17 protein-coding genes are annotated in these 18,797 nt (G+C 66.8%); 15 read left to right on the forward strand and 2 right to left on the reverse strand.

Annotated features, from left to right (window positions below; genetic code table 11):
- The coding region (locus tag IB268_RS27455) for a collagen-like triple helix repeat-containing protein (protein WP_192355130.1) at window positions 1-1,517 on the reverse strand (1,517 nt) is incomplete at its 3' end.
- A 348-nt stretch (window positions 1,518-1,865) separates the two neighbouring features.
- On the reverse strand, window positions 1,866-3,464 hold the full coding sequence (locus tag IB268_RS27460) for a ShlB/FhaC/HecB family hemolysin secretion/activation protein (RefSeq protein ID WP_370126546.1): 1,599 nt from the start codon (window positions 3,462-3,464) through the stop codon (window positions 1,866-1,868).
- A 608-nt stretch (window positions 3,465-4,072) separates the two neighbouring features.
- On the opposite strand from IB268_RS27460, the gene IB268_RS27465 reads away from it, so the two are divergent.
- From IB268_RS27465 to IB268_RS27535, 15 genes are all read left to right on the forward strand, one after another.
- Window positions 4,073-4,903 (forward strand): MHYT domain-containing protein, encoded by an 831-nt coding sequence (locus tag IB268_RS27465; RefSeq protein ID WP_054453023.1) that lies wholly within the window; start codon window positions 4,073-4,075, stop codon window positions 4,901-4,903.
- Window positions 4,904-5,035: 132 nt separating this feature from the next.
- The gene (locus IB268_RS27470) at window positions 5,036-5,227 is read left to right on the forward strand and encodes a Flp family type IVb pilin (protein ID WP_192355131.1); all 192 of its coding nucleotides are present in this window, start codon (window positions 5,036-5,038) and stop codon (window positions 5,225-5,227) included.
- A gap of 143 nt (window positions 5,228-5,370) precedes the next feature.
- Window positions 5,371-5,892 (forward strand): prepilin peptidase, encoded by a 522-nt coding sequence (locus tag IB268_RS27475; protein WP_082400946.1) that lies wholly within the window; start codon window positions 5,371-5,373, stop codon window positions 5,890-5,892.
- A complete protein-coding gene (locus tag IB268_RS27480) occupies window positions 5,838-6,299 on the forward strand; it encodes a TadE/TadG family type IV pilus assembly protein (protein WP_082400878.1) in 462 nt (153 codons plus the stop codon). Before IB268_RS27475 ends, IB268_RS27480 begins: the two co-directional genes overlap by 55 nt.
- 13 nt (window positions 6,300-6,312) lie before the next feature.
- Window positions 6,313-6,792 (forward strand): TadE/TadG family type IV pilus assembly protein, encoded by a 480-nt coding sequence (locus tag IB268_RS27485; protein WP_244958701.1) that lies wholly within the window; start codon window positions 6,313-6,315, stop codon window positions 6,790-6,792.
- Window positions 6,789-7,748, forward strand: a complete 960-nt coding sequence (gene cpaB / locus IB268_RS27490; protein ID WP_119450018.1) for a Flp pilus assembly protein CpaB — start codon at window positions 6,789-6,791, stop codon at window positions 7,746-7,748. The genes IB268_RS27485 and cpaB overlap by 4 nt, the downstream gene beginning before the upstream one ends.
- Window positions 7,749-7,813: 65 nt before the next feature.
- On the forward strand, window positions 7,814-9,175 hold the full coding sequence (locus IB268_RS27495; protein ID WP_192355132.1) for a type II and III secretion system protein family protein: 1,362 nt from the start codon (window positions 7,814-7,816) through the stop codon (window positions 9,173-9,175).
- Window positions 9,172-10,500, forward strand: coding sequence for a pilus assembly protein CpaE (locus IB268_RS27500; protein ID WP_175164483.1), 1,329 nt, complete (start codon window positions 9,172-9,174; stop codon window positions 10,498-10,500). Before IB268_RS27495 ends, IB268_RS27500 begins: the two co-directional genes overlap by 4 nt.
- Window positions 10,501-10,533: 33 nt before the next feature.
- Window positions 10,534-11,895 carry a CpaF family protein gene (locus IB268_RS27505; protein WP_054453013.1) on the forward strand — a complete coding sequence of 454 codons (1,362 nt, stop codon included), beginning with the start codon at window positions 10,534-10,536 and terminating at the stop codon, window positions 11,893-11,895.
- Window positions 11,895-12,818 carry a type II secretion system F family protein gene (locus IB268_RS27510; RefSeq protein ID WP_119450015.1) on the forward strand — a complete coding sequence of 308 codons (924 nt, stop codon included), beginning with the start codon at window positions 11,895-11,897 and terminating at the stop codon, window positions 12,816-12,818. The genes IB268_RS27505 and IB268_RS27510 overlap by 1 nt, the downstream gene beginning before the upstream one ends.
- Window positions 12,819-12,831: 13 nt before the next feature.
- Window positions 12,832-13,827, forward strand: a complete 996-nt coding sequence (locus IB268_RS27515; protein WP_175181773.1) for a type II secretion system F family protein — start codon at window positions 12,832-12,834, stop codon at window positions 13,825-13,827.
- Entirely contained in the window at window positions 13,827-14,696 is an 870-nt protein-coding gene (locus IB268_RS27520) for a tetratricopeptide repeat protein (protein WP_054453006.1), read from the forward strand. Before IB268_RS27515 ends, IB268_RS27520 begins: the two co-directional genes overlap by 1 nt.
- Window positions 14,697-14,718: 22 nt before the next feature.
- Window positions 14,719-15,156, forward strand: coding sequence for a DUF3613 domain-containing protein (locus tag IB268_RS27525; RefSeq protein ID WP_192355133.1), 438 nt, complete (start codon window positions 14,719-14,721; stop codon window positions 15,154-15,156).
- Window positions 15,157-15,258: 102 nt separating this feature from the next.
- Window positions 15,259-17,301: a pilus assembly protein TadG-related protein gene (locus IB268_RS27530; RefSeq protein WP_175181775.1), complete on the forward strand. Its 2,043-nt coding sequence runs from the start codon at window positions 15,259-15,261 to the stop codon at window positions 17,299-17,301.
- Between the two features lie 49 nt (window positions 17,302-17,350).
- Entirely contained in the window at window positions 17,351-18,748 is a 1,398-nt protein-coding gene (locus IB268_RS27535; RefSeq protein WP_175163168.1) for a sigma 54-interacting transcriptional regulator, read from the forward strand.
- The last annotated feature ends 49 nt before the right edge of the window (window positions 18,749-18,797 follow it).

The following is an 18,797-nucleotide window of genomic DNA, read 5'->3' on the forward strand; positions in this document are numbered from 1 at the left end:
TTGGCGCCGCCGGTTGCGCCGCCCACGGCTCCGGTCACGTTGCCGAGCAGGCCCGTCACCGGCGCCAGCAGTCCGCCATTGGCGCCGCCGGTTGCGCCGCCCACGGCTCCGGTCACGTTGCCGAGCAGGCCCGTCACCGGCGCCAGCAGTCCGCCATTGGCGCCGCCGGTTGCGCCGCCCACGGCTCCGGTCACGTTGCCGAGCAAGCCCGTCACCGGCGCCAGCAGTCCGCCCGTACCACTCGCGCCGCCCGTCAGGCCACCGGTCACTCCGCCCAGGCCCAGGGTGCCGGTCAGCGAAGCTACGGCAGCCGTGGCGTTGTGTAGTGTCGAACCCAAGGGGTTGGGATTGGATGGCGAGGCATGGAGCAAGCCGCCCGCAGTGTTGAGCGCGCCGCCGAGGTTCCGTACGACATCGTTAAGCCCAGTCGCGTTTCCCGGCAAGGCGCTGCCCAGATTGGTGACGGTGCCGCCCAGGCTGCTTAGCAGCCCCGCCACCGGTGCGCCCAACTTGGCGCCATCGCCCACTTGCTGCGTCAGACCAGTAACCTTGGCGACCAGCGGACTGGCGGTCGAATCGAGTGCGTGGCCTACGCCGCCCAGCACGGGTTGGAGGCCCAGCGGCAACACGTTATCGACGGCCTGGCCTGTGTTGCCCAATGAGGGTTCCAGCACTCCCAACGCGGGGCCGCTCAAGACCTCTCCCGTCAGGCTGCCAACCACCTGGGTCAGGGGCTGCAGCAGGCCGCCCTGGCCCGATAGCGCCCCAGTCAGGGCGCCTATAGCGCCTGTGGTGTTGCCCAGCACTGTGGTCAGAGGATTCGGGTTGTTCGGGTTCGCACTCAGCAGGCCGCCGGTGCTGGCCACGGTTTTGCCCAGGCCATCCACCAGGCCTCCGACGCCGGTGCTCAGACCTCCAGGCAGTCCCGTGCCCTTGACGCTTGCGCCCAGGTCGCTGACCAGGCCGCCCACCTGCTTGACGACGCCGTCGGCGGGCTGGCCCAAGCCGGTCGTGGCGCCGATCTGCTGGGTCAGGCCGACGACGGTGTCGGCGACCGGCTTGATCGTGGGATCCAGCGCCTTGCCCACGCCGCTCAAGGTCGTGTCCAGATTGAGGGGCAGGGTGTTGTCGAGCGCCGCGCCGGTATTGCCCAACGTGGTTTCCAGCAGGCCGCTCACGCGCGGCGGGTTGGTGCCGCCGCCAGGATCGGTGCCGCCTCCGGGGTCAGTGCCGCCGGGGTTGGTCCCGCCGCCGGGGTTGGTCCCGCCACCGGGATTGGTACCACCGCCCGGGTCGGTGCCGCCGCCAGGGTTGGTACCGCCGCCGGGGTTCAGACCGCCGCCGGGATCCAGGCCGCCACCGCCAGGATTGGTCGGAATGTCCGTCCCGGGCAGGCCCGCGGTTTTCTTTCCGCCGCCGCCACCGCCGCAGGCGGCCAGGGCGCTTACCAGCGCGGTGGCAAGGACGGTGGCGGTCAGGACGCGTTGCAGGCGGCGCGTGTCGGAATGGGTATGCATGGCGAGCTCCTTTGGTTGGAAGAGTCAGGCGTCGAAACAACCCGATACGCTTCCTCATGCACAAATCATGCCAAGATTTTTCAGGCCCGCTTCAAGACGCCTGCTTCGGTAAATTCTGAGGAAATAAATCGCTTCATTATCAATGGGATATGGCGGTGATTAAGGGTTTTCCTTAAATCTGGAAAATCCTCACTTTTGCGATCGCCAGGAGCCTGCGAATGTTACGGAAAGCCGCCCATCCGACGTAACGTTACGGCGGGCGTTACGTAACGCCGGCGGCGTCGCCCAAGAAAAAACGCCCGTCATGGCGGGCGTTCATCGGCTTGTCGGGCGCGCTGTTCAGGACGGCTAGAACGCGTCGTAAAACAGCGAATAGTTGGCGTTGAAGCGCACGTCGCGGTTGTCGTTCACGGTGGCCGATCCCACCGGCTTGGCCACGTTGAAATCGAACAGATAGTATTTGTCGTCGGTAAAGCGCAAGCCGAGAGCCACGGAAGACAGGTGCCGCTGGTTCAAAGTCTGCAGGTCCTTGTTGTTGTACCAAGTGCGTGCGTAGTCGACCAGGGCGTAGGGCTGCACGCTGGAAAGGTATTCCCAGCCCACGCCGAAGCGGCGATTGATTTCCGCCGATACGCCGACGCCCTTGTCACCGCTTTGGTCGCCCTGCGGATAGCCCATGGCGTAACGCCAGCTACCGTACGAGATCTGTTCGGACGACGGCAGGATATTGCTGGAGTACTGCGCCGCACCCGAGAAAACCAGGCCGATCTGGGCGGGCAGCACGAAGGTCTGCCTGGCGTTGAGGTTGTAGCGGGTGAAGTCCAGGTCCAGCAGCGGGGTGGCGGAATAACCATAGTTGGTCGCGATGTCCTTCTTTGCCCCCGCCGCGTCGAACCCCTTGGCCACGCTCAACGTGACGTCGGTGGCCTTGGTCTCGGACACCTGGATGTAGCGCATTTCGGCGGTCGCCGCACGCACCTGCGCATCCTGCTGCAGCCACCGGTCGGTGCTGTGGGCCTCGTACCGGTCCTTCGAATTGGCCGCGTATACGCCCAGCGTTCCCGTCAGCGATCGGGTGTTGTTCAACAGGAACGGATAGCTCACGCCAACCCCGATGCGGTCGTTCTTCACGCGGCGTTCGAAGCCCAGCATTTCGATTGCGTCGTCCTGGGGCCGGGCGTCGTAGTGGTAGCCGTCGATCTTGATCGCCAGGCCGTCCGCACCAATCGGCACGCGGATTTCACCCGACACGTACTTCACGTCATCGGTATTGAAGGGCACCGAGGCTGTCAGCTTCACTTGCTCGCCCAGGGGCGTCAGGCTGTTGGTCGCCAGGTTCACGATGGGCTGCATGCCGGTGCCCAGGTCTGCGATGCCGCCGGTCAGGCTGACGGGCTGGCGGCTGGCCGCCAGCACCAGTTCGGTCGCGCCGTCCGCGCGGCGCGGCAAATCCAGGCTGGGCGTGAACTTGACGCCGGGCACGGTGCGCATCAGGTTCAACTGACGTTCCAGCGTGGCCTGCTTGAGCGGCCTTTCTTCCTGCATCGGCGCGGCCAGCGCTTCAAGCCGGTCCTGCGCATTGCCGATGTCGCCTTCGATCCGCACGTTGGCGATGTAGCCCTCGACCACTGTCACTACCACCAGGCCGTTGGCAAAGGTCTGGTTCTGCAGCAGCGCGAAGGAAAGCGGAAAGCCCTTGTCGCGGTAGAGCTGCGTGATCTTGTCGACTTCCTGGACCAGCTCGCCCAGGCTGATTTCCTTGCCAGCCAGAGGGCTGAGCAATCCGGACACTTCCTCGAATGGAATGGCGCGCACGCCGCTGACGTCGAAATTGCGCGGCACGATGCGTTGAGCCAGCCGGGCCTGCAAGGCCAGTTGTTCTGGCGTTGCGGTCTGGACGTAGGGCGGGGGTTGCGTTGCCGAGGGCGGACGCTCCAGCCGCGGCATGGCGTCCACCGGGTTGCCGCGTAGCGGGCCTTCCGCCCTGGCCTGAGAGCTGGCCGCCAATATGCACAAGAGGGCGAGGCAAATCGGACTCGCCGGAAACATGCGTCTCTTGCCTTTTTCGTCTCTCATTTCCGCTGGCGCTTCTGAACGGATAGCTGATCCCGATCGAGTATCGGATGGAAAAGGGCTGCAACAGTGTTAGGAAAAAGTTGCATTTGCCGGTGCGCATATGGTGCCAGCAATCCCGGCAGAATGACAATTAATTTCAAATTCCGCCTCCCTCGGCTCATCGCGTCGACATTATTTCGGAATATTCTTCCGTTGCGGAAACTATTTTCGGGCCAAGATAACCGCCGTTCAGCCGGATTTAATAATGTTTTCGAAAACTTAGGAGCGTTCGTTACACATCTTATGTCGCAATATAGCGAAATTCAGTGAAAACCCTGATGTGTATGATTTGGCAATATATAAACTAAAGATACGTATCAAAAATACGCAAAATGTGTGGCCCGCCCGGAGGTCAAGATGGCTGGGGATTACCGCAAGAATTGCTGCAACTGCCTGACGGCCGCGTATTGCCGTCATGGCTCGCCACAAGCGGGGCATTCATGAGCCCGGGCGATATCGTTCCGCTTTCATTCAATGGCGGTCTGGTGGCGCTTTCGTTCCTGATCGCCGCCTTGGGTTCGTATGTGGCCCTGCTGGCCGCAGCCGGTATTCGGGCAGAAACCCAGGACGGCGAAATCCGCATCGGCTATATCGTCATCGGCGCGGTGGCGATGGGCGGCGTGGGTATCTGGAGCATGCATTTCATCGGCATGCTGGCGCAGAACCTGCCGTTTGAAGTGGGTTACCAGGTCGGCCTGACGATACTCAGTTTCGTGGTTGCCGCAGGATTTTCCGGCTGGGCGTTCTGGTATGTCGGCCGCGAACGTTTCAGCTTTCTCCGATGCCTGGTCGGTGGCTGTGCCGCGGGGTTTGGCGTGGCCTCCATGCATTATGTCGGCATGAGCGCGGCGCGCATGCCGGCGGTATTGCTCTGGAACCTGCCGCTGGTGGTTTTGTCGGTGCTGATCGCCGTCATCGCGGCTACCGCGGCCTTGTGGCTTGCCTTCAATACCCAGAATGAACGCCAGCGCATCGGCGCGGCCGTTTTGATGGCCATCGCGGTTTGCGGCATGCACTACACCGGCGCGGCCGCCGGCGCCGTCATCTGCACGACCCAGAATGACGCCGTCGGCCTGCATATCGGCGGCGCCAAGCTGCCATACATCGCTTTCGCGCTCTCGATCGTCACCTTGTTCCTCATGCGTTGGCATTTGCAGCGCGCTTCCGAACGCTTTCGCGCGCGCACGGCGCAGCGCATCGACTCGATCATTGAATCGGCACCTGGCGCGGCTCCGGACAGATTGCCCGGAGCCACGCCAGGGCCGGGTTAGCTGGACCCTGGACGCGCGCCGTGCAAACAAGGGCGGCGCGTGGGCGGTTCCAGGCTTTAGGGGGCTGGCTCTGCTTCTTGAAGAATGTTGAAGAACGGCCCCGGTCATCAATCGAGACCCATGGAGCTCGACATGAAAGCAACACTCTCGCAGTTCTGGAATGACGAAGAGGGCATCACTGCCCTGGAGTACGGGCTGATCGCGGGCATGGTGGCGGTAGCCCTCATTGTCGCGGTGGGGGCGTTTACCGGCGCTTTGCAATCGATGTTCTCGGACCTCGGGACCAAGCTCGACACTGCCCGGACCACGCCTCCCGCGGAGTGAGCCGCAAGCCGATCCGCGCCGCGGCGGCAGCGTATCCATAGCCGCCGCGGCGCGTGCCCGCAACATCGCATCACTTGATTGAAGGAGTCCGCGCCGATCCGGCGCGCCCGTTGTCGCATTCGTTTTTTCAGAAGGTCTTAGCCTTGTATCCAGGGGTAGTGCTGTGGTGGCTGTTGTTCACATGCTGGATTCTGGCGCTGATCCACGCCGATCTGCGCTATCGCCGCGTCCCCAACCGGCTGATCATCGCGGGACTTGCGGGCCAATTGCTATGGCTGCTGGCGGCCTTGCTGGCGCCTGGCTGGGCCTATCCGCCGCGATGGTCGGGATGGTGGATGGCGCTGGCCGGCTTTTTGGTCGCGGCGCCATTCCTGCCCTTGTGGCGCAGGCGTCTCATGGGAGCAGGGGATATCAAGGCCATCGCCGTGCTCGGACTGCTGCTGGGCTTCGCGCCGCTGATGGTGACGCTGGCGCTGGCCAGCGTGCTGGCCGGCCTGCATGGCCTGCTGTATCTGGCGGTGTCCCGGGTCTGGGCGCTGAGCAACCGGGCGCGGCAGATCCCCTATGCCGCGTATCTGGGCCTCGCCGCCGGCATCGCGGTTCTTATTCCGTGGAGTTCGCCTTGGTATTCGTGGTGTTCTTCCTGGTGTTTTACGGGATCCTGACGTATTCCCTGGTGGTCGCCGCGCAGCATTCCGTGACCTTGGCCGCGCAGGATGGCGCGCGCAAGGTCCTGCAGTGGCAGGCGGGTTCCGCGTCGCTGACGGCGCGAGCCGACGCCGGCCGCGATTCCGCGCTGTACCAGGCGGAGTGGATCAGCACGATGTCCGCCGCGCCGGTCCAGGTGGCGGTCTGCGGCAGCGCGGGCGCGCTCAGCAGCGCGGCCGGCGGCGCCTGCAGCGGCATGCCGTTGGCGCAGGACCAGATCGAAGTCACCGTGTCCTACGCCTATGGCGCCCATCCGCTCATCCCCTCGGTGCCGCTGCTGCAGGCGGCGTTGATGCCGGCCTCCAGCGTGCTGAGTGCGCGCGCCACGGTGCATCTGGGCAATGCCCTGGGCGGGGGAGGCTGAGATGCGAGCCTGCGTGCAACTCCCTGCCGGCCAGACTTCACGCAAGCGCCAGCGCGGCATCGCGGCGTTGGAGTTTTCGCTGACGCTCACCTTGCTGCTGCTCTTCATCTGCGGCGTGGTCGGATTCGGCGCGCTGTTCTGGATGCAGCAGCAGTTGGCCGCCGCCGCGGCCGACGGCGCGCGCGCCGCGGTCTACGCCCGCTTCAGTGGTCAGGCCGATGTGCCTGCGGCGGCCTGCCTGGCGGCGATGGGCACCTTTTCCGCCGGCTCGGCGGTGCTGTGCAGCACCACGCGCGCGCCGTGTGCATGGACTGGGGCGGGCGGCAGGCCAGCCGATTGCGCCACCGTCGCCATGACCTACAACACGCAGTCCTGGCCGCTATTGGAGACCGTGCGAGGGCTGATCACGGCGTTGCCGGGCACGAACCGGAACTGGATACCCAACAGATTGCATTCGCAGGCCGTCGTGCAGATATCGCAGGGGACACCATGAGCAGTCTGAGCAAGATCATCGCGGGCATGTTGCTGGTGGCGGGCCTGGTGCTGGCCTTCGTGGCCTGGCGGCTGGCCTCGGCGCCCGCGAGTCCCCCGACCAGCGTGGCGCCTGCGCCTGTCGCGGCGACGCCGGCGGAACCGCTCAAACTCCATCCGGTGGTGGTGGCGCGAGAGCCGATTCCGGCCGGTTCGCGCATCGACAGCGCAAGAATGCTGACGGTGGCGCAGTGGCAGGTTGCACTGTCCGGCGGGTTTGCCGACGTCGCGCCGCTGGAGGGCGCGGTGACGAAGGTCGACATCGCCGCAGGCGATCCGATAGTGCCCAGCCTGTTGACGCAGGGCCTGGCGCGCCAGCTCAAACCGGGCGAACGCGCCGTCGCCATCGCGGTGGACGAAGTGATCGGCGGCGGCAATCGCATCGTTCCCGGCGACATGGTGGACGTGTTCTTCATGATCGAGAAAAGCGCCGAAGTGGCCGTCGGCCAGGCCCGCCTGCTGCAGTCGCAGGTGCGCGTGCTGGCGTATGGCAAGGCGACGGTGGAAGGGCCGGACGAAAAGTCGGCGCTGCAACAGGGCGGTCCCGGCCAGCCGGCGCGCACCGCGGTGCTGGCCGTGCCGGTCGATCGCGTCAACGAGCTGATGCTGGCCAGCCGCGCCGGGCGCCTGCAGTTGGCTTTGCGCCCGGTGGGCGATGACAGCATGCCCGACGCGCAGTTGTTCGCCCAGCGCGGCACGGTGCTGCCGGTGCGGGCCGACCTGACCCCTGCGCAGCGCGAATCGCTGCTGACGGGACCGAACCGCGCCTATGCCGGCGAGAGCCTGGTGCAACTGGACGGCACGACGGCCGCGGCGCTGGCGCCCGCCGCCCGCGCCGCCGGCCGGCCCCAGGGTTCCGGCGGCGGCAGGACTGTGGAAATCATCCGAGGAGAGAAATCCGAGCGCGTGCGCTATTGAACGGGGCTGCGGGCGGACCAGGCGCTGGCCGCAGCCGGACTTATTCCATCATCGGGTCCAGCACTATGAAGAAACATCAGCGCACCACCATGATTTGCCTGCTGTCGGGCGCGGCAGCGATGATGCATGGCGACCTAGGCCTGGCACAGACCGCAGCGCCCGCGGCAGGCGCGAATGCGCCGGCCCGCGACATCTCGATGGCGGTGAAGGGACAGCAGACCCTCATGCTGGATGGCGGCGCGCCCACGCGTATCGCCATCGGCGACCCGGATGTGGCGGACGTGAAGGTATTGCCCGCTTCCGGCAAGCGCGCGGGCTCAGTACTGCTCTATGGCAAGAAGCCCGGCACCACGCAATTGCAGGTCTGGTCCGGCAACAATGCGGCGCCGCAGATATGGAACGTCCGCGTCGGCGGCAGCGTGCAGGGCGCGTTGGCGAGCCGCGGCCTGGGCGGCGGCGCCAACGTGGACATCGCCGACGGCCATGCCGTGGTGTCGGGCCACGCCGAATCGCAGCTGGGGCAGATCGCGTCAGCCACCATGGCAGCATCCGCCGTGGGCGGGGAAAAGAATGTGGTGGACATGTCCACCGCAGGCGCCGGCGGCGTGGTGCAGGTGGAAGTGAAGGTCGTGGAAGTGTCGCGCTCGGTGATGAAGGCGGCCGGCATCAGCTTCACGGCCAGCAACGGCCCCTGGAGCGGCGGCAGCTCCACGATGCCCGCCAGTCTGGGCGGCGCGCTGGCTTCGGGTTTCTCGCTGTTCTACGACTCCAACAACTTTGCGGCGCGGCTGCGCCTGCTGCAGACCAATGGCATGGCGCGCGTCCTGGCCGAGCCGACCCTGGTGGCCCTGACCGGGCAGAGCGCCAGTTTCCTGGCCGGCGGCGAGCTGCCGATTCCGCAGGCCGGCGGCCTGGGCACGGTCAATGTGACCTTCAAGCCCTTCGGCATCGGCCTGACCGTCACGCCGACCGTGCTCTCGCGCGACCGCATCTCGCTGAAGGTCGCGCCCGAGGCCAGCGAACTCGACTACACCAACGGCATCGCCATCAATACCAGCGCGGACACCAGCACCATCATTCCCGCGTTGCGTACGCGCCGCGCTGATACCACGGTGGAACTGGGCGATGGCGAAAGCTTCGTGATCAGCGGCCTGGTATCGCGCCAGACCAAGGCCATGGTCAACAAGGTGCCCATGCTGGGCGACCTGCCCATCATCGGCGCGTTCTTTCGCAGCGTTGATTACTCCCAGGAGGACACCGAGCTGGTCATCGTCGTGACGCCGCGCCTGGTGCGCCCCATCGCGCGCGGCGTGGCCCTGCCGCTGCCGGGAGCCAAGCAGGAACAGACGGACACGGCATTCAACGCTTGGGGCTATTACCTGACCGGCCCGGTGGGCGGCCAGCAGATGCCGGGCTTTTCACGGTGAGCAATATGAAGACACATGCCAGCGAATGGGTGGGCCTGCAAAACGGCACGCGGTTCCTGTTCTGCTCCCAGGGCAACGCGGTTGCGGCGCAGTTGGGACAGGCTTTGGGCGACCTGGGGATGCTGACCCAGGAATCGCCGCGCATAGAGGAACTGGCGCGGCGCCTGACGGAGATCGCGCCGCAGGTGGTGTTCCTGGACTTCACCCTGAGCGACGACGAGCCCGGCAAACTGTTCAAGTCCGCCGAACTGGCGCGCTTGCTGGCCCGCATTGCGCCGACGTTGCCGCGCGTGGCGGTGGGCTTCCTGAGCCAGCCGGAAGGGGCGATCGCCGCCTTGCGGGCAGGCGTCAGCGATTTTGTCGATCCCTCGGTTGCGCCGCAGGAAATCAAGGAAGTGGTGCTGCGCCTGCTCGACCGGCCGTCCGATGGCCGCATGGACGGCACGCGCCGCAGCGTCGTGCTGCTGGGCGCGCGTCCGGGCGTGGGCGCCAGCACCCTGGCCGTGCATCTGGCGGGCATGGTGCAGGACCGCCTGAAGCTTGCGCACGGCCAGCGCGCCGCTGCCTTGGGAGCCAAGGCGGCCAAGCCTTCCGGCGAACCGCTGCCCTTGTCCAGCCGCGTGGCGCTGATGGACCTGGGCTGGCCCGTGGGCGATTGCCAGCTCTATCTGAATATCGGCGGCGACTTCGATTTCGCCGAGGCGGCCCGCAACCTGCGCCGCCTCGACTCGACGCTGCTGGGATCGGCCATGGCGCATACGGCCAACGGCTTGAGCGTGCTGTCGCTGCCGCGAGACCTGGGCCAGATGCGTGACGTGTCGCAGTCGGATTCGCTGCTGGTGTTCGAGCGCATGCGCCAGCACTTCTCGGTCGTGGTGGCCGATGCGGGCGGTTTCAGCAATCCCGAATTCGTGTCGGGGTTGGCGCGCGCCTCGCAGCTGAACTGGATCGTGACCGACCAGAGCGTCGGCGCGCTGGTGTCGCTGGCCGGCGTACTGCAGGAGCTGGAGCAGCAGCACGTGGACCGGCGCAGCCTGGGCCTGATCGTCAACCGCTATGACGAACGCTACGGCATGACGGCGCAGCAGATCGCCGAACGCTTCCAGCTGGAACTGGTGGGCACGCTGCCGGACCGCACGCTGCCCCTGATGGTGTGCACGAACCGGGGCCATCTGCTGCACGAAGAGGCCGAACGCGATGTCTACGTGCGCGCGGTGCAGGCGCTGGCGGAACGCCTGTGCGCCGAAGAGAACTCGCCTGGCGGGCGTGCAGGCTGGCTGGCCACCTGGCTGCCCGGCGTGCACCGCCGCATGGTGGTCGGTTGACGGACAGACAGACGGACGGCTACGGGATCCGACATGATCATGACAGCGACGATAGAGTTCGGCGGCGATGGCGACAAAGGCTTTTCGGCGTCGGACCGCTACCAGGAAGTGAAGACGGCGGCGTACGAGCACCTGCTGTCCCGCATCGAGGAGCTGGGTGCGGAGTTCGGCCGCTGGGCCAGGTCGGCGATCCAGGAATTCGTGGACATCGAGGTCGCGAGCTTCGTACGCCTGCGCCGGGTGCCGATCAACGAAGGGGAAATGCGCGCCATTGCCGAAGCGCTGACCAAGGAACTGGCCGGCCTGGGGCCCCTGGAGGATCTGCTGGCGGACCCGGCCGTGGAGGACATCCTGATCAACGGCTATGACAATGTCTTCGTCTCGCGCCGCGGCGTGCTGGCCCGCGAGACGCTGCGCTTCACCGACAATCAGCATGTGCTGCGCATCGTGCGCCGCATCCTGGCGCCGATCGGCCGGCGGCTCGACGAGTCCAGCCCCATGGTGGACGCGCGCCTGCCCGACGGCGGCCGCCTGAACGTGGTGATCGAACCATTGGCGGTCGACGGCCCCATGGTGTCGATCCGCAAGTTCCGCCAGGACCCGCTCAAGCCGGCGGACCTGCTGACCTTGGGCAGCTTCGATGAAGAGATCTACCGGCTGCTGAACGAGGCCGTGAAGAACCGCTGCAACATCCTGGTGTCCGGCGGCACCAGTTCGGGCAAGACTTCGCTGCTGAACGCGCTGGCGTTCTTCATTCCGGAAACGGAACGCGTGGTGACGGTGGAGGACACCGCCGAACTGTCGCTCAACCATCCCCACGTGGTGCGGCTGGAGTCGCGTCAGGGCGGCTTTGACGGCAGCGGCGCCGTCAGCATCCGCGAGCTGATCCGCAACAGCCTGCGCATGCGGCCGGACCGCGTGGTGGTGGGCGAAGTGCGCGGCGCCGAGGTCATGGACATGCTGCAGGCCATGAACACCGGACACGAGGGATCCATGGCGACCATCCATGCGAACTCCCCGCGCGAATGCCTGTACCGGATCGAGATGCTGGCCGGTTTCGCCGGATTTCAGGGCAGCGAGGACAGCCTGCGCAGGCAGATCGCCAGCGCGCTGGACTTCATCGTGCAGATCGGCCGCCTGTCCAACGGCAAGCGCCGCGTGCTGTCGGTGACCGAGATCACGGGCATGGGCGACAACGTGATCTCCACCCAGGAACTCTATCGCCACGAATCCTACGCAACGCAGGATGGCGAGGAGAAAGATCGCTGGAACTGGCTGGGCATTCATCCTCACACGCCCAAGCTGGCCAAGCTGCGCAACGAGGCGCGCGCCAGCGACAACCCGCCGGACGACCGCGATGGCGGGGGCGGCGGATTCTGGAGCAGGAGGCGCTGATGCAGGAAGCCCTGGCGCTTGCGAGCCTGGCCGTGGTGCTGACCATAGGAGCGGTGCTGCTGTGGCGCCATGCCGACCGCCGCGCCCGCCGGGCGGCCAGTTCCGCCTTTCTGGAGAGCCAGCTGCAGCGGGGCCGCGACGAGGCCGCCGCCGACGCGCCTTTCGCTGAGAACACACGTGAGTTCCGCAGCGGGTTTTCCGGTTGGGACCGCTTGCTGCGCCTGGCCGGCCTGCGGCAAAGCGCCGGCTTGTATGTGCGCATCGCGCTTCCCGTCGTGGTCGGCGCGGCGCTGGCATGGACATTCCTGGGGGCGCTTTCCGGCGCGGTGACCCTGCTGCTGCTGGCGGTGTTCGCCTACTTCCTGCTGTGGCTGAAGGCCGACAAGCGCCAGCGGCGCATGATCTCGCAGCTGCCCGCGTTCCTGGACAACATCGTGCGCCTGCTCACCATCGGCAACAGCATGGGCGCCGCGTTCCAGACGGCCGCCGCCGCTGCCGACGAACCTTTGCGCGAAGTGGTGGAGACGGCGGCCGGCCTTAGCCGCTCCAAGGAGCTCGACGCGGCCCTGGCGCACGTGTCGCGCCTGTATGGGCTGAAGGAGCTGTACATGGTGGCGGCGGTGGTGTCGTTGGCCCTGCGCTTCGGCGGCCGCAGCGACCAGGTGCTGGAACGCATGGCGGCCTTCATGCGCGACGTGGCGCAGGCGCGAAATGAACTGACCGCCAGTTCGGCCGAGGTCCGCTTGTCGGCCTGGATTCTGGCCTTGCTGCCGGTGGGCATCGCGGGCTTCATCATCGTCGCCAACAACAACTTGTTCATGGGCCTGTGGCAGGACCCGCAAGGCTTCAGGATGCTGCTGACCGCGGTCTGCCTGCAGATCGGCGGCTGTTATTGGCTCTATCGCATGGCCAAGGCCATTTGACCGGAGGGGCGCCATGCAAATCCTGCAATCCTGGAACGCTTCCACCGTGCTGGCGATGGCGCTGATGCTGGTGGCGGCTGGCCTGGTGGTGCTGGGCCTGGGCATGGCGCGGCGCCTGCGCAGCCAGGGCCGCAGTCGCCAGGTGGTGGATCAGGCGCTGGCCGCGCGCGACGGCGCGAGGGCGTCGGCGGCCGCGCGCAGCGAAGGCGGGCAGGGCAGGCTGGCAGCGGCCGCGCGGGCGGCCGACACGTTCGGCAAGCGCCTGAGCGAAGGCCGGCTGGCCGATGCGCTGCTGGCCGCCGAGGACCGCAAGCTGGTGGACATGGCTGGCTATGCCAACCCCGGCACCGCGCGTTCGCGCTTCGTCCTGATCCGGCTTGGCCTGGCGATCCTGCTGCCCGTGGCGGCGGTCATGCTGGACTGGCACAAGCATCTTCCGGATATGCCGCTGGGCGCTTTTGTCGTGGCCTTCGTGGCTTTCGCTGTCGGCTACATGCTGCCGAAATGGATCGTGCAGCGGCGCCTGGCGCGCCGTCGCAGGCAAGCGGCCGATGAGTTGCCCTTGCTGATTGACCTGTTGCGCCTGTTGCAGGGCGTGGGCCTGTCGATCGACCAGAGCCTGCAGGTGCTGGTCAAGGAGTTCGGCCAGGTGCTGCCGGTGCTGTCATTCGAATTGCGGCTGGCGTCCGAGCTCTATGTGCGTGGCCGCACGCGCGAACAATCGCTGGCCAGGATGGCCACGGGCTTCGACAACGACGACCTGTCCGCCATCTGCCGCCTGATCGCGCAGGTGGACCAGCACGGCGGCGCGGTGCAGGAGCCCTTGAACCGCTTCGGCGAACGCCTGCGCGACAAGCGGCGCCTGGAACTGAAGGAGAAGGTGGGCAAGACCACGGTCAAGATGACCGGGGTCATGATCGTGACGCTATTGCCCGCGCTGTTGATCGTGACGGGCGGGGCTGGGTTCATCGCGGTGTTGCGCGGTTTGTCGCGCATGGGGGGGATGTAATGAACGGCGCAACGGAAAGCAGCTCGCGCGCATGGCGCTGCGTGCTTGTCGTCACGGTGTTGGCGGCGGGCGCGGGTTTGAGCGGATGCAAGACCAACAACGCGGAATCCGCCTGGCAACTGATCCAGCAACAGCAGCAGGAGCAGGCGCTGTTGCGGCAGAAGGAGGACGAGGCCCAGAGCAAGAGCCGGCCCAAGGAACCCGAGATGATGCTGTCCATGATCGTCGAGGCGCAACGCCAGGAACGCTATTTCGCGTCGCTCGCGTACATCGACGGCTATCAGCAGAAGTACGGCAACGACGCGCGCGTGGCCGTGCTGCGCGCCGAGGCGCTGCGCCAGACCGGGCAGGCGGCGCTGAGCGAACAGGCCTATCGCGCGCTTACCGCCACCGACCAGGCGGCCGAGGGCTGGCACGGCCTGGGTCTGATCGCCGGTTCGCGCGGGCAGTTCGACCAGGCGGCCGATTATTTTTCGCGGGCGGCCAAGCTGGCTCCCATGGACGCGCGCATCCTGGGCGACCTGGGCTATGCGCGCCTGCGCGCGGGCGACCCGGCGGGCGCGCGCGTGCCGCTGGGGCAGGCGGCCGAATTGACGCCGGAAAGCGGCAAGGTGCTGGCGAACCTGGCGGTGTTGCTGCTGGTCGAGGGCGATCCGCTCAAGGCGCAGCGCCTGATGGAGCGGGCGCAACTGAATGAAGAGGCGCGCGGACAGGTGCTGCGCCTGGCCGCCGAGATCCGCGGCCAGCTGGCCCCGGCGGCGGGCGCTTCCTATGCGCCTGCCACCCGGGTGTCCAGCGGCGAACAGGCCGTCATGCCGTTGATGAGCCCCTTGATGGACGGCTTGGGTAACGGACCCATCGTGCGCTAACCCCGTTTTGAGGAAGACTGCCATGTCCCATTCGACCCAGCACGCCTTGTTCATCGTGGCCTGCGCGCTTGCGGCGCAGGCGCCCGCGGCCGTCCTGGCGCAATCCAATGCGCCGTTGACGGGCAGCATGTCGGGCGCCGCGGGCAGCGCGCCGTCCGCTCAGGCGCCTGCCGCCGTGTCGGCGCCGGAACCTGTGTCCGCCATGCTGGAGCGGGCCGTGGTGCAGCAGGTGCAGACTCCGCTGCCGCAGGCGCCCGCCGCCGCGCCTGCGGCGCAAGAAGGCTTTGGCGACGTGACGCGCGGGCTGCTGGCGGCGCAGGCCGACGGGCGGCGCGCTGGCAATGCCTTGCCCGTGCTGGGGCCGGTGTCTACCGCCGCCTGGAACCGCTATCTGGAGAGCTTCAAGCATCCCATTCCCGTGTGGTTCGACCGGAATGTGGAAATTCCCAACGTCCAATAGGTTCCGGGCGTTGGTATTCCCCGCCGCATGCGGGTATGGAGTCGCAAGAGCATGTCAGCCGGCCGTCCACATCCTTCCTCGCCGTCGCGGCAACGCGGCAGCATGACCGTCGCCGTCGTCTTCGCGGTGCTGGTGGGGGTGGTGTTGCTCGGCGTGCTGCAGCTTGGCTACGGCTTCTACATGAAGCGCGAAATGCAGAAGGCGGCGGACCTGGCGGCGCTGTCGGCCGTCCAGGTGCTGAGCCTGGGCTCCAGCGCGGATTGCGCCCGGGCCGCCGCCGCTGGCCGCGCTTCCGCCCTGGCCAATGTGCCGAACATCCTGGATGCGTTCACGGCCGCCGATTTCACGGTGGAATGCAAGGTGTGGGATCCGACGCGGTCCGATCCCTCTGGCATGCACGTCTTCGACGCGGCGGGCGGGCAGGCCTATAACGCAGTGCGGGTAGCGGCGCGCAAGCAACTGGCCAATCTTATCCCTGGCGTGGGCGGCGTCACGGCGTCGGTGGCGGCGGTGGCGACCAACACCCAACCCGTGGCGACCTTCACAGTGGGGTCGCGGCTATTGCGCCTGGAACGCGGCGGCCTGCTGTCGCAGCTGCTGGCCACGGTGGGGGCGTCGCCCACGCAACTGGACGTGCTGGACGCCGCCGGCCTGGCCAATGTCGGCATTACGCCGGCCGGCCTGCTGGAGGCGCTGGGCCTGCCGCTGTCGGTGGCTGCGGGCGTGGGCACGCCCGAGCAATTGACGGCGCTGAGCAACCTGACCCTGGGTCAGCTCTTGCGCGCCACGCTGAGCGTCATCGACAAGCAGAGAACCGCCAACGCCGATGTCGGATTGTTGAGCGAAGCCATCAACACGGTGTTGGACTTGATGCCGCTAAACCTGCCTGTGAAGCTGTTCGGCGATGGCGGCGTGCTGAATCTGAACCTGGTGGGCGGCGACCCCACCGCTGCCTTGCAGGCCCAGGTCAACGCGCTGAACATCCTGGAAACCGGACTGGCCATCGCCAACGGCAGCAACCTGATCAATCTGGGGCTGAGCGTGCCGCTGCTGGGCCTGGACGCCCGGGTGCGCATCGTCGAGCCGCCTGCCGTGGGCGTGGGCGGTGTCGGCGCGCAAGCCATCAGCGCCGGCATACGCGTGTATCTGCGCGTCAACACCAGCAACATCCCGCTGGTCGGGCCCTTGCTGGCCAACACCCTGAATACCAAGGTGGATCTGCCCATCATCATCGACGTGGCGCAATCCACAGGTACGCTGCGCAAGCTGTGCGAAGCGCCGCTGGCCGAGAACCAGGCGATGATCGATGTGACGTCGGCTGCGGCCAGCGTCTGTCTGGGCCGCTTCCCCGGCATGGCGTCAGCCACCGACCCGAGCGCCGCGAATTTCCAGTCGCTCACGAACCGCTGCGAGCCCAGCGCATTCGGCGCCATAGGACGGCATCAGGTCTTGAACGTACTGGGCATATTGCCGCTTACCGCCCGGGTCACGCTGCCGGTGTTCAGTTCCTCGGCGCCCGTGTCGGTGACGCTCACTGCGCCGCCATCGCCCAACGCCACCACCACCGTCAATGCCACCAACGTGGACCTGTCCAAGCTGGCCTCCAACCTGACGGACGCGCTGATCGGGGGCATCCTGGGGGATTTGTTCAACACCGGCACCCCGCTGACCGAAACGCAACGCACAGAGCTGGCGACGCAGTTGGTGGGCGGAGACAAGAACAACGCCGGCAAGACCATCTCCAAGGTCGTCAACGACATGCAGTGGTCCAAGACGGCGATGGACCAGCTCGGGGCGCGCCTGACCACGGGTGGCTTGACGGGGGTGTTGGGCGGCACGCTGCAACTGGTTGGCGGCATCCTGAACTCGCTCTTGTTGGCCCCCCTCAGCGACGTGACCTGCGCGCTGGCGCTGGTGCCGGACGCGATCCGGCAGTGCCGCGTCAACGCCGTCGGCGCGCTGGCCTTGAACGGCAGCGGGCAGGTGGGCGGCGTGCTGTCGGTCGTCATGGTGCTGCTGGATCCTTTGCTGAGTTCGTTGTCCGTGGCGTTGCAGCAACTGCTTAATGTGCTGGGCCTGAGCGTGGGCCAGACCGACGTAGCGCTGATTTCCGTGGATTGCGGCAAACCCCGCCTGGTGTATTGATGATGAAGCCTCTGACCCCTGTCCTTTCCATCCCCGCATGGTCCAAGCGATGAGCCAGAATTTCGCGCGCGAAGAATTCGACGTGTACGTCTGGGAAGGCACCTCCGACATTGCCAGCCGCGCCGAGCGTTGCCTGGCGGGTATGGACGTGTCGCTGCTGCGGGCGGACGCCGGCACCGCGTTTCCGCCGCCCCGCGACCTGGCGCGGCCCGCGGTGGCCCTGGTGTCGGTGTCGGTGATGGGCGACAAGCGCTTCAGCGGCTACGACTGGCTGGCGGCCCAAGGCCTGCCGGTCATCTGGGTCGCCGCGGAAGCGCGCGGACGCGACCCGCGCTACTACCCGCCGGAATACTCCTACACGCTGCCGCTGACCTTCACCACCGCGGACCTGCGCAAGCTGTTGTATGAGCTGCTGGGCACGCTGAATCAACTCAATCGCGCCGCGCCCCGGCGCGAGCAGCCGCTGATTGCCGTCTCCGCGACCATGCGGGACCTGCTGGCGGAAGTGGACATGTATGCAGACTGCCGCAGCAACGTGCTGATCCATGGTGAAACCGGCGTGGGCAAGGAACGCATTGCGCGCCTGCTGCATGAGCAGGCCGCCTGGTTCGACGGCCCCTTCGTGGCGGTCAACTGCGGCGCCATTCCGGAGGGCCTGTTCGAGGCGCATTTCTTCGGCCATGCCAAGGGCGCATTCACCGGCGCGATCGGCGCGCACAAGGGGTATTTCGAGCAGGCCAGCGGCGGCACGCTGTTCCTGGACGAAATCGGCGACCTGCCGCTGTACCAGCAGGTCAAGCTCTTGCGCGTCCTGGAGCAGAACACGGTGACGCGGCTGGGCTCGACCGTGGAAGTGCCGGTGGACTTCCGCCTGGTCGCCGCGACCAACAAGGATTTGCGCGTGCTGGTGGGGCAGGACGAGTTCCGCGCGGACCTGTATTACCGGCTGGCGGTGATCGAACTGCGCATACCCAACCTGGAGCAGCGCGGCCCGCAGGAGAAGGCGGCGATCTTCCGCGCCTTGCTGCAACGCCTGGGCGTGGAGGAGGAACCGCCGCAGTGGTTGCTGGAGCGCGTCTCGCGCACGCGCTACGAGGGCAATGTGCGTGAACTGTCCAACGTGGCCGAGCGCGTCGCGATCGTGCGGCGGCAGCTCCAGGCCTGGGACCCGCCGCGCATCGAACGCATCTTCGACCAATTGGCCGAGCCGCTGCACTCTGCTCCAGCCTCGGCAGCCGCGAGGGTCGAGCCCGCCGCCTTCACCGATGCCGAGCGCGCAGAACGCGAGCGCGTGCTGGCGGCGCTGGACGCCAACGGCTGGCGCCGTCAGGATACCGCCCACACCTTGGGCATCAGCCGCAAGGTGTTGTGGGAAAAAATGCGCAAGCTGCAACTCGGGACGGGCCAGGGAGAACCCGCCGATGGTCTCGCCGAGACGACGATGTGAACACGCAATAGGTAATGCCCCGTAGTGGGCGACAGTTGCGGAGCCGGCG

The sequence above is a fragment of the Achromobacter sp. ACM01 genome (assembly GCF_014851745.1).
GTDB classification, from domain to species: domain Bacteria; phylum Pseudomonadota; class Gammaproteobacteria; order Burkholderiales; family Burkholderiaceae_B; genus Achromobacter; species Achromobacter aegrifaciens.